Origin of the sequence: Rubripirellula amarantea, assembly GCF_007859865.1 — a bacterium.
GTDB lineage: Bacteria > Planctomycetota > Planctomycetia > Pirellulales > Pirellulaceae > Rubripirellula > Rubripirellula amarantea.
Genome location: NZ_SJPI01000001.1, coordinates 2559546 through 2570854 on the forward strand (window position 1 = coordinate 2559546; position 11309 = coordinate 2570854).

The 11309-nt window shown below is 54.4% G+C and carries 7 protein-coding genes; 2 read left to right on the forward strand and 5 right to left on the reverse strand.

What is annotated here, in order from left to right:
* Position 1 precedes the first annotated feature (1 nt).
* The gene (gene recQ, locus Pla22_RS09305; protein ID WP_146514367.1) at positions 2–1858 is read right to left on the reverse strand and encodes a DNA helicase RecQ; all 1857 of its coding nucleotides are present in this window, start codon (positions 1856–1858) and stop codon (positions 2–4) included.
* Between the two features lie 400 nt (positions 1859–2258).
* On the opposite strand from recQ, the gene Pla22_RS09310 reads away from it, so the two are divergent.
* Complete coding sequence (locus Pla22_RS09310; RefSeq protein WP_242631899.1) at positions 2259–3161, forward strand: class I SAM-dependent methyltransferase; 903 nt, start codon at positions 2259–2261, stop codon at positions 3159–3161.
* Between the two features lie 329 nt (positions 3162–3490).
* Here Pla22_RS09310 and Pla22_RS09315 read toward each other — a convergent pair whose 3' ends face one another.
* Positions 3491–4912, reverse strand: coding sequence for a DUF1598 domain-containing protein (locus Pla22_RS09315; protein WP_146514369.1), 1422 nt, complete (start codon positions 4910–4912; stop codon positions 3491–3493).
* A 410-nt stretch (positions 4913–5322) separates the two neighbouring features.
* Between Pla22_RS09315 and gnd the strand changes: the two genes are divergently transcribed.
* Complete coding sequence (gnd, locus tag Pla22_RS09320; RefSeq protein WP_146514370.1) at positions 5323–6801, forward strand: decarboxylating NADP(+)-dependent phosphogluconate dehydrogenase; 1479 nt, start codon at positions 5323–5325, stop codon at positions 6799–6801.
* Between the two features lie 35 nt (positions 6802–6836).
* On the opposite strand, the gene Pla22_RS09325 is transcribed toward gnd, so the two are convergent.
* From Pla22_RS09325 to Pla22_RS09335, 3 genes are all read right to left on the reverse strand, one after another.
* The gene (locus tag Pla22_RS09325; protein ID WP_146514371.1) at positions 6837–10382 is read right to left on the reverse strand and encodes a hypothetical protein; all 3546 of its coding nucleotides are present in this window, start codon (positions 10380–10382) and stop codon (positions 6837–6839) included.
* Between the two features lie 30 nt (positions 10383–10412).
* Positions 10413–10628 carry a dockerin type I domain-containing protein gene (locus tag Pla22_RS09330; RefSeq protein WP_146514372.1) on the reverse strand — a complete coding sequence of 72 codons (216 nt, stop codon included), beginning with the start codon at positions 10626–10628 and terminating at the stop codon, positions 10413–10415.
* Between the two features lie 103 nt (positions 10629–10731).
* Positions 10732–11145 carry a hypothetical protein gene (locus Pla22_RS09335; RefSeq protein ID WP_146514373.1) on the reverse strand — a complete coding sequence of 138 codons (414 nt, stop codon included), beginning with the start codon at positions 11143–11145 and terminating at the stop codon, positions 10732–10734.
* Positions 11146–11309: the final 164 nt, after the last annotated feature.

Genomic DNA, 11309 nt, shown 5'->3' on the forward strand with positions numbered 1-11309 from the left:
GCTAGGCGTTTTGATCTTGAGCCACGTTGTGTTCAACGCAGTAGCTTTTGATTTCATCTAGAAACACGTCGCCGTAGTCGGCAAGCTTCTTGGTTCCGATTCCCTTCAGCAAACCAAGTTTCTTTAAATCGCTCGGTCGAGCGATCGCCATTTCCCGCAGCGTTGCATCGCCGAAGACGATGTAGGCGGGCACTTTGGCGCTAGCGGCTAACTGCGAACGGACTTGGCGAAGGCGATCAAAGAGTCCGCGATCCACGCCTTCCCATGAAGCCTCTTTGCCGGCTTTGGATTTACCGGCGCTAGATGCCCGAGACTTGGTTTCGGGGCCGGCTTTGGTTAGTCGAGGTGTGACTTCGCCGCGGATCAATTGCCAACCGGAATCCGACAGCGAAAGCGTTTGGTATTCACCAGTGCGGTTGATAAATCCCTGGGCTACGAGTTGATCGATCCACATACGGATCGCAGCGGAACCCTCGCGAGCCATCAACCCATAAGTGCTTAGTTGGTCGTGCCGAAGATCCGTGATTCGACTTTCTTTGGAACCAATCAAGACTTTCGCAGTGTGAGCGGCACCGAATCGTCGGTTCAGGCGGACGATGCAGGAAAGTATTTTCTGACCGATCACGATGGGAGATTCGGCAAGTTCAATTTCTTCCAGACAAACATCGCAGGCGTCGCAAGAATCCGTCGCGTACTCTTGACCAAAGTATGAAACGATCGCGCGGTGGCGACATACCGCTCCGCTGCACAAGTCGTACATCGCATCAAGTGACGCCACGGCGGCACGAAGTCCGCCCGGTTCGCCCGACATGATCTTCTTCCAGGTCACAAGATCGCCACCTGAGTAAAGCAATACACACTCGCTTTCGAGGCCATCACGTCCAGCGCGACCACTTTCCTGCTGGTAATGTTCAATTGATTTTGGCATCCCCGCGTGAACAACGTATCGGACATTCGACTTGTCGATACCCATACCGAAAGCAACCGTTGCCACGATCACATCGCACTTTTCGTTGATGAACGCATCTTGATTGGCTTGCCGCTTGCCATCGTCCATTCCAGCGTGATAGGGCAACGCCGAGACTCCGTTGGATGTCAATGTCGCGGCAACTCGTTCCACTTCTTTACGGCTGATGCAGTACACGATTCCTGATTCGCCTTGATGGCGATTGACCACTTCCATGACTTGTCCAATGCGTCCCTGGGTTCGCAACATTCGATAGGTCAGATTGGGGCGGTCAAAGTCACCAACTAAGATCTCTGCGTTCTTGAGACCAAGTTGTTCGGCGATGTCATTACGCACGCCTTCCGAAGCGGTGGCCGTGTAGGCATGAACGGCAACGCCCGGGAATTGTTGCTTGAGCGTGCGAAGACCTCGGTACTCGGGCCGAAAGTCGTGGCCCCAGTTGCTGATGCAGTGAGCTTCGTCGATGGCAAAGAAGCTGACTCCCGATGACTTCAAAAAGTCGATCGTGCGCGGCATTAGCAGTCGCTCGGGCGCCATGTAAAGCAATTTAAGTTCGCCCGAACGAATCGAGTTCGCCACGTCGCGTTTGTCTTGTTCACTTTGAGTGCTGTTGACGAAGGCAGCTTCAATTCCGCAGGTACGTAGAGCGTCGACTTGATCTTTCATCAACGAAATCAGCGGCGAAACAACGACCGCCAATCCATCCATGCACATGGCAGGAACCTGAAAGCAGATCGATTTACCGCCCCCGGTTGGCAACACGGTGAGTGAGTCTCGTCGTTGAAGCACCGCGGAAACCGACTCGGCTTGCAACGGTCGAAAGGACTCGTAACCCCAATATTGCTTGAGGACTTCAGTTGCGATCGAAGGCACAGGTGGCGATGAAGGCATTCTCGTTTCGGTTTTCGTTTCGATTTCCGTTGAGATTGTCGACACCGCTTGTTTTCCTTGTTCCTCGGCAGCTTTAGATAAGCAGCGATCTCTCCTCGTTTAGTTCACCGGTCTAGTTATCACGAGGTCGGTCGCTCGAGGCAAGTCTCGCGAAGGATCAATGTTGTCCCCGTTACCTATTCATCGAGCAAAATCGTTGATCGAGCAACGGCGTACAAAGCGACGGTGCAGAGTGTCTGCTTCGTCATTCAGCGCAAAATGGTTATTGAGTGCATTGATCGGCTAGACAGAATCGCACTTCTCGGGCATCAAAGGACATCTCTAATGTTTCTACTCCTTTTTTCAATCAATTAGCATGACGCAAGCGACTCTCACTTCGAAATCAGCAACAAAGAAACCCTTGGCCAAGAAGGCCCCGGTCAAAAAAACGTTGGTGAAGAAAGCAGCAGCTACCAAACCGGCAGCAACCAAAACGGCGGCTAAGAAGTCAGCGACGGGGAAATCGGTAAAGAAATCCAAACAAGTAGAGCTTGGCGATTGGTACGACTATCCGCAGTACTTCGACATGCTCTTTCGCGATGAAACCGCTGAAGAGGTCGCGTTTTTCGAAAAGGCGTTTGCTAAGTATGCCAATGGCGACATCAAGCGATTGCTTGAACCAGGTTGCGGATCGGGCCGATTGGTCGCAGCGATGGCTCGCAAGGGCTACGACGTCACGGGACTTGATCTAAGTCCTGCGATGCTGAAGTATCTTGACGCTCGCATCAAACGTGGCAATTTGTCTGCTACCACCGTGCATGGCGACATGACACAGATGCAATTTGACGAGAAGTTTGACGCCGCGTTCTGCACCTTTAATACGTTCCGCCATCTTCTGGATGAGAAAACAGCAATCAAGCATCTTCAGAACGTGGGCGAAGTCATTCGCGAAGGTGGGCTGTACATCCTAGGTTTTCACATCATTCCCGATGATGCGGATCCCGAATGCACCGAACGTTGGTACGCATCGCACGGCGGTACGGATGTCAAAGGTGTTTTGAAGGTTATCGACTTCAATCGGCGTAAGCGAGAAGAGATGCTTCGGGTGACCATCAACGCCAAGATGCGATCGGGCAAGAAGCAACGAGTCGCCAGCGAGTTTTCGCTGCGTGTTTACACGGTGCCTCAAGTGAAAAGTCTGTTTCGCAAGATTTCGGACGTCTGGGAAATCGCTGAGGTTTTCGATTTCGACTACGACATCGACAAGACGCGGGAGTTCGACGACGACCTAACCGATGCGTTGTTCGTACTTCGCCGTCGCTAACGTCGTGTTGGCTATGAACTATTTCGGCGTCTTTCGCCGATAGCTCGCGATAGGTTCGGGGCGATCTTCCCCGACCAATAGTATTGCAGCAGCCAAGGCACGAGCACGATGCCTAGCTTCAACGCGGCAGGTCCTATCTCGCTGTAAACCCACAACGCTGTAAACCCACAACGCGTTAAACCGTGACCCAAAACGCTTGGTCCTGCTGGCGATACTTTGCCTTAAGCAAGTCCGCAAGTCTCGGCCAACCAAGCTCGGGAAACCGAGCTCAAGAAACTGATCGCAATTGACCCAGTTCAAGAAACTAAACTCAGCCAACTGAGCCGGGCTCAGTCCCACCACCATTGGCCGTCAGCTAGATCGGATGGGCCGTTAGCGGTTTTGGTGGCCACGGTTTCACCCTTGGTGTCGATCGTCAGGCGATCTTTATTGAGGGCAAGTTTGGGTTGCATTTGCACTCCACCACCCAACGGCGTCATCAGCTTGCTACCTCGCCAGACAGCATTGACTGCGGTTTCAACTTGCTCGGGTGCAGTGTATCGCTCGACGGAAAGCTGGGATTCATCCATCAACACGCCAGCGTCCCAGTTGGCTTGGGTGTAAAAATCTTGTTGCTGGATATAGGCAGCCGCAATTGCAACGTCGATGAGTTGGCGAAGTTCACCGTAGATGCGAACTCGGCTGGCAATCAGGTTGAAATTATCCGTGAAATCTTGGCAGAACGCTTGGCTAGCTTTGTTCACTCGGCCGCCCTTAATGCGTTGTCCGCCTGCCGCCACTCGTTCGTTGGCTCCCACCAATTGAACGCCTCTCTCTTTAATTTTCATCGCGAGTCCGTCTTCGCTGACTGCGACACCGTCGTAGTTGGGTTGGAAGTACCAACGTTCCATGGCATTGGAATTGACCATGTTTGGGTTGGCTCGATCAACATAGCTGGCCATTTTGATTGGCAAGCGTTCTAGGCCGATACCAATCAACTTCATTCGATAATCGGCTTCCACCAATACACGAGCGAAGTGGGTCGTGTCGGGGACTCCGCGAAAGGTCACCTTTTGAAGTCCAAGATTGTCTTTTAGGCCTGCAGCGAGTCGCTCGGCATCCGAAGGTCGAACATTGCCGCGAACCGAAGCCAAGAAGTTTTGCATTTGTTGCAGGCCTTCCGCGGTCGGATCGATCGAAACACTGATCACCGAAGTGGCATTCGCACCGGGGGCGTACGCTCGCATCGCCGTTACCAAGTCTTCGAGCAGAACAACAGGGCGTCCGCTTTTCATGCCGATCAATCGATCGGTGGGGTCCGCAAAGAATCCTTCGGATGGACCAGCGATGACGATGTCGCCGGATTCAGGATAGAAGAACACGTACTGAACCGACGTCAGGCCGGCGAGAGCTTGCATTTCTTCAGTGGGCATGTTGCCCGTTTCGAGTTGCTTGGCAATTGCCTTTTCAAGACGGTTCAGCGAAATCTTTCGCATGCCGCTAGCTCGCATCACATCAGCATCGCCACGGCGTTCGACGGCCCGCGCTGCGTTGAAGCGTTCTTTGGCCAAACGCGGATCAAACTGCTTAACTTTAAGCACCCCCGCAGCATCGACATCGATACCCGCGATCGGATTACCGATCAGAATCGTCTCTTGATCGCCGCCGCCATCATCCTGAGCGAATGCGGAGCCGTTGGGGACCAGGACGCAGGAAAACATTGCCAAAGCAGCGAGAGCTGTGAACGAGGCAAAGCGACGAATTTGATTCATGAGAATGACTGGTCTGGATGTGACGGGTCGGGAAAGGTAGGGGCGAAGGATGGAATCATCCCCGGAAACAGCCCTAGATTCACCCCTGACGATAATCGCCAACGAGGCTTTCATCAACAAATACACCTCACGATCGTCAAATCATTAGGTCTGGGATCGACTTTGCGGGGCCGCCCAAACCAGTCGTGACGGCTGTGACGGCTGGAATCATGGGAAACCCGCCATTTGAAGCCCTCCCCGCTACCTCAACCTTGGTCTAGAATCGCCGCCAAAGAGTGCGAAGCGAGCTCCGCCAACCGGGGCCACCTACCACCCGCTCGCGGCGATACACTGCCGATGGCAAAACTTTCGAAGCCGAGTGGCTTCGAGCTGAACAAAGACAATTTTACTCCAACCCTTGGAACGTTCTGATGAGTGGCGACTGCGATTTTGGTCTGATTGGATTGGCTGTGATGGGTGAAAACCTAGCCCTGAACGTGGAAAGCCGTGGCTATAAAGTCGCCGTTTACAACCGCACAACGTCCAAGGTTGACGACCTGATGGCTGGTCGGGCCAAAGGTAAGAACTTTGTGGGCACGCATTCGATCGAAGAATTCGTCAAAGCCGTCAAACGTCCTCGCAAATTGATGATGTTGGTCAAAGCCGGACCTGCGGTTGATGCCCTGATTGAGCAATTGCTGCCTTATTGTGAGCCGGGTGACATCATCATCGACGGCGGTAACGAGCAATACCAAAACACCGAACGTCGTACCAAGCAGGTCGAAGCCGCTGGACTACTGTACGTCGGTTGCGGCGTTTCGGGCGGTGAAGAGGGCGCCTTGAAGGGGCCAAGCCTGATGCCCGGTGGAAGCAAAGAAGCATGGCCTCACATCAAGGAAATGTTTCAATCGATCGCTGCCAAAGTCGGACCGAATAACGACATTCCTTGCTGCGAATGGCTTGGCAGCGGTGGAGCAGGTAACTACGTCAAGATGGTTCACAATGGCATCGAGTACGGCGATATGCAGTTGATCTGCGAAGCCTATCAATTGCTTCACGAGCTCGGTGGGCTCACCAACGATGAACTTTACGATGTATTTGACGATTGGAATCGTGGTGATTTGCAGAGTTATCTGATCGAAATCAGCCGGGACATCTTCAGCGTCAAAGATGACCAAGGGGGCGATGGTTACTTGGTCGATAAGATCTTGGATGTTGCTGGTGCCAAAGGAACGGGCAAGTGGATGAGCCAGCTTGCGCTTGATCTCGGTGTGCCTAGCACCCTGGTCACCACCGCCGTGTTCGCTCGCGGATTGTCGGCTCAAAAAGAAGCCCGTACCCGCGCTTCGAAGACGCTTAATGGCCCGTCGGCATCTTCAAATCCAGAAATGCAAGCGATCGCCAAGTCGCTCGTTGGCGACCGCGCAGAGCTCGTTGAAGCCGTTCGTCAGGCGTTGTATGCCTCCAAGATTGTTTCGTACGCTCAAGGCTTTGTGCAGTTGCAGGCCGCATCAGCCGAGCATGGTTGGGGACTCGATTACGGTGCGGCGGCGCTACTGTGGCGAGGAGGCTGCATCATTCGTGCTCAGTTTCTTGATCGGATCAAGGAAGCCTTCGACAAGGATCCAAACCTTGAAAACCTGTTGCTCGACAAGTTCTTTGAAGACGCCGTTGAAAACAGCCAAGAAAAGTGGCGCAAAGTCGTGGCCATCGCTTCGATCATGGGCATCCCCGTGCCAGCGTTCAGCACCGCCTTGTGCTACTACGATGGCTACCGCATGGAACGTCTGCCCGCGAACATGTTGCAAGCTCAACGTGACTACTTCGGTGCCCACACGTATCAGCGAACGGACATGGAAGGCACGTTCCACAGCGAGTGGATTCAGCTTCGCAAAGAACCCAAAGCGTAGTTCCTACTGGTCTACTGGATCATTGACCTACTGGCTCACTCGTCGACCACATCCCCGACATTCAATTGGCCATGCAGGTCAATGATGATGCCGCGGATGCGGAGCACATCGCCGCTGCTGATGCTCCCTTTACCGGCTCTGATCGTGACGCCAGCTTCGATGGTCAATGAATTGGCCGAACTGATCGAGTGCCCGCTAACGGCGATGTCGTCGTTAGGGTTGGGGTCGAACTGAGCAAGAACCACGGTGCCGGTGCCCAGCAGGTGAGAGAGCTTTTCGTCAGAGGGACGGTCGTCGTCCGTGAGCGCTAAAAACGTGCTTTGATCTACCAGCGTTAGCGTTGAGTTAAGCTGCAAATCACCGTCAACCACTAAGCCAACCCGGAAGCTCTCGCTGGGAAGGTTTTGCACAAACAACGGGATGTTAATCGTCGGATTGTTGAGGCCAAGGCCGTTCGTATACAGCACCGAACCCTCGGTCCCGTCGATCACGACGCTATCCAAATCGGAATCAACTGAGTGCAGGTAGAGCCGCCCGGCTTGCGGTGTGAGGTCGATGCGCCCAGGGCTGGTCACGTAGTGGCGAAGGTGAATGATCGCTCCGGCTTCGCTGGCAAGTGGACCCGCATGAACGATTTGGCCGATCGTCCCGCTTTGACCACCCAACGTGATGTCGGGGCCGGCGCTTATCGAACTCGTATTCGCACCCGTGATGATGTGCACGCTGTCAACGAGGTCCGAACGGTTGATGGAGGGGCCAAACAAGATTGCCCCGTTACCCGTCAGTTCGACCACCTTGTCGTCGTCGCCCATATTTTGGAACTGAATTCTGGAGTTCGCAGGTTGCAAATCACCGCGGACTTCTGTGTCCTCATCACCGATCATGGTGAAGGTGGAGTTCAGCTCCATCCGTTCAGCAACGAGGAGAACGCCTCCGAGCATTCGAACAGGCAAGTTCAGAGTCACGTCAGTCAGCCGATCGAAACCCAGTGTATCAAGGTCAAAGCCGTCTCCTGGAAACCCCAGATCGGCATAGGGGTGTATGACAATGTCGCTGTTCTCGATGCCGTTGACGGTGATGCTTTCGAGTTCGCCAGCCAGAACGGTTCCATCGCGTGAATCAATCGTGATCGAATCGCCATCTCCTGATAGCTTGCCAATCGCTATCGTGCCGTCGTCAGTGACCGTGATTGAGCCAGCGTAGGTCGCTTCCCCGCCGAAGAGTCCATTGCGGCCGCTAATGGTAATCCTGGGATCGAGTGTCCCACCCTTCAGGTCTGCCTTGAAGAGATTGCCAAATGGCTTGGTCGTATCACCTGCGAAAATGATGGCACCATCCCCCACAACGGGCTCAGTCCCTGTCAGTAGCACCTGAGCGCGATCTGTATCGTCGCCAAGCAGCGTGATATCACCGCTGATCGTTGTGCTGCCTGCGGTTGCGCTCCCGGAGAGCTCCAGAATCGCTCCCGCTTCGACGTGAATGTCCAGCATCAGTTCTGCCGCGTTCCAACGTTGGTCATCGAGGACACTGATCACGGAATTGCCAATGCCCGACACCTTCAAGTTGTCCAATGGGTCGTCGATCGTGACCGCACCATCGATCGAGTTAACGCGAAAGCCCTCCCTCGTGGCGATGTGGCGCAAAACGATGCTAGTGTCCGCGTCTCCGACCACCGTCCCGCTGAAGTCTAAGTCGGCGCCGAGGGAGCCCAGGAAGGTTCCCACGTTTCCGCGAACTGTGATTCCTGAGCCAATCGCTACCTCTTGGGGGAGGTTCTGGCTGCCGACTACCATGTCGATACGTTGCTGCAACGGATCAGTGGTTGATCCTGCAAATACGATCTCACCGTCGCCATCAAGGTTGACGCTCCCTTCCAAGCTGATCCTCGCAAGGCTCTCGTCCGTTCCCTCGATTGTTAAAACGCTGTTGAGTGTCGCATTTTCATGGAGTCTGAGTGTATCGGTGACCAACACTCTCGACTGAATGCTGACGTTGGTTAGCAACGCACGGTCTCGAAACTCGATCGGGGCCGAGCCTCGATTCACCAGTGTCGTGTTCGCATGCGAATCGAGCTGGACGAGGCCAATGGGCGTGTCGATTCGAAGGTCAACCAAGCCGGTTTCGCTGCCCAATCCCGATATTTCAATGCTCCGCTCACCGCTTTCGTCGGCCTCACGACCATCGTCCACCAGTCGAGCTCGCAGGTTGATCGGGTTGTCCACGCCCGCCTCGACGCTTCCCCGGCTTCCACGAACGGTCAGTGTGTCGGCGATGTCAACGTAACCCTGACCACGAGAAATAATGCGGCTGCTTCGTGAATCAGCCCCGACAAGTTCAAAGATTCCTCGCCCGGTGACTTGTTGCGATTCACCAAAGCTGACGGTCGCGGGCGATTGCACCGATTCGCCTGCGATTTCGATCGTGCTGTTGAGCTCAACGCCACCGGAAACGAGTAATGTTCCACCGTTTCCAACTTGGATCGGTACTTCGACGAGCCCGTTGTCGATGCGCATCAAGCCATCTTCAACCACGATGCGACCGTCGCCGGTGCGGGATGTGTAAAGCACGTCGCTGGCCGCCGAGCCGTTGGAAATCCGCAGTGTTCCGCGGTCGACGGAAATCGTCTTGGCTTGGAAATTACTGTTCGATCGCAATTCACCGCGAAGCGTTAGGTGCTCAATCGTTACTAAGTTTGCGATGGGACCTTCGACGATCACCCCATCGGGAACATCGATCAAAACCACATCATCTTCACTAGGGACTTCGCCGGATTGCCAATTCTCGGCATCGCCCCAATCGCCACCCGCCGTGTTGGTCCAAATCGCGGTCGGGGTCAGGAAACTGAGCGGAATGCTGCGGATTTCATTGCCAACGGCGTTACCGGCGGGAGTTGCAATGCGTGATTCGTCGACGCGCAGTTCGAAGTTCCCTGCCGGAATAGCCTGGTCAAAGTTGACAATGAATCCTTGGTCCACCGACGAACGCTCAATCTGGGAAGGACGAAAAACTCGCGATGCATCCGAGGAATCGACCAGCGAAATGCTCTCGAGATCAAGAAACAATGCTTCGCCTGGCGTCGTCACCTGCACTGCGATCGTGGAATCGCCCACCAACACCGATCGTTTGGGAAGAACATCAAGCAGTTCGGGAACTCTGCGATCCACCGTTAGCGTGAATTCGATCGGTTCACTGTGAGGACCTGAGATCGCGATGCGAATCGGATGATCTCCATCAGGCAATTCTTCACCGTAAAATTCATCGATTTGGTCGCTCGTAAAAGTCACATGGTTGTCCACGATCCAATCAGTGATGTCATGTGTTGTGGCCGAGTCGTCACCGATGCGAAGGCTGACGGTCTCATCGCCCAATTCCCCAATTGAAACGTCAATCGCGAGGGCGTAGTGGTTCGTTTTTAAATCAAATTCAAGACCGGGCTGTGTCGTTGCGCTGCCCCGAGGCAATGAATCTTGCAGCAGGGTAACGGCGATCGTGGGACTGTTGCTGCCCAGGCGATTGATCACCCTCAGAGCATCCAAAGCCGTCCCCAGTCCATCGTTGTTGACGTCGACAAAGTTGCCCACGTTGTCCGATGGGTCCGCTTTACCGTCTTCTCATCGAGCCAACGCGTTAATGATTCGCAGGGCATCCAGGGCCGAAACCGAGCCATCTCGCGACACGTCCAACGGCTGCAGAACATTCGTTCCAAATGGCGAAGCGGCTAATAAACATCGCTTTTCAAGGTTCTCGAAACCGGCCAAACGCAGGGGCGACTGTTTTGGTTTAATGCGTTTCGGGACGAGTTTCTTGCCGCGGAAATGAGAAGGCATGTGAAGACTTTCGCGAGCGATCGAAGAGAGTGTTCCGCCCGAGTCTAGTCGCCATGCCCGTTGATGCCACCCTGAAGGAGGGGCCTTCTTCGAGGTTGCTGATTTAGCTGGATAGTATGTTCAGGAATCTGACAAAGGCACCGCCATCACGTTCGTCGCGATGTGAGGTTGCCGTCTTAAGTAGGCTGCCAATGGCGTCTCGGAAGGCGGCATTGCTGACGTCATCTCGCTTAGCGATCTTATTTAGATTCACGTAAAGGTTCTCAGCATCAGCGGCGTCGGGAACGGATCCGCTAAGGCAGCCTTTCAGGGCAGCGATGACGCTAACATCCGCTAAAACGTGACGCCCTCGAGGCCTTAAGATCTCACTAACGCACAGCCCCGCAACGTCGGGCTCGTCGGCCGTGGTGCTTACATCGGCACCTGTTTCCGCCGACGCTAGAGTGGAATCGGGGCGACGGGCACGGCGACGATCCGCCGCTTTGAGTTTCCGTTTAAGGTTTTCGTTCTTGGCCATTGTTTGATTCCTCTGGGCACTCAAGAAGCTCATTGGTTGCTTCTTGGCGAGGTCAAACTAACCGCAACGCTTGGCCAAGACACCCGGTTTTTCCAGTAGCGGGGTGCACGGCCTGAGGTTGATCCCTCAGCCGCCCCTAGGGGCGGATCGAATAGAAGGGAAGG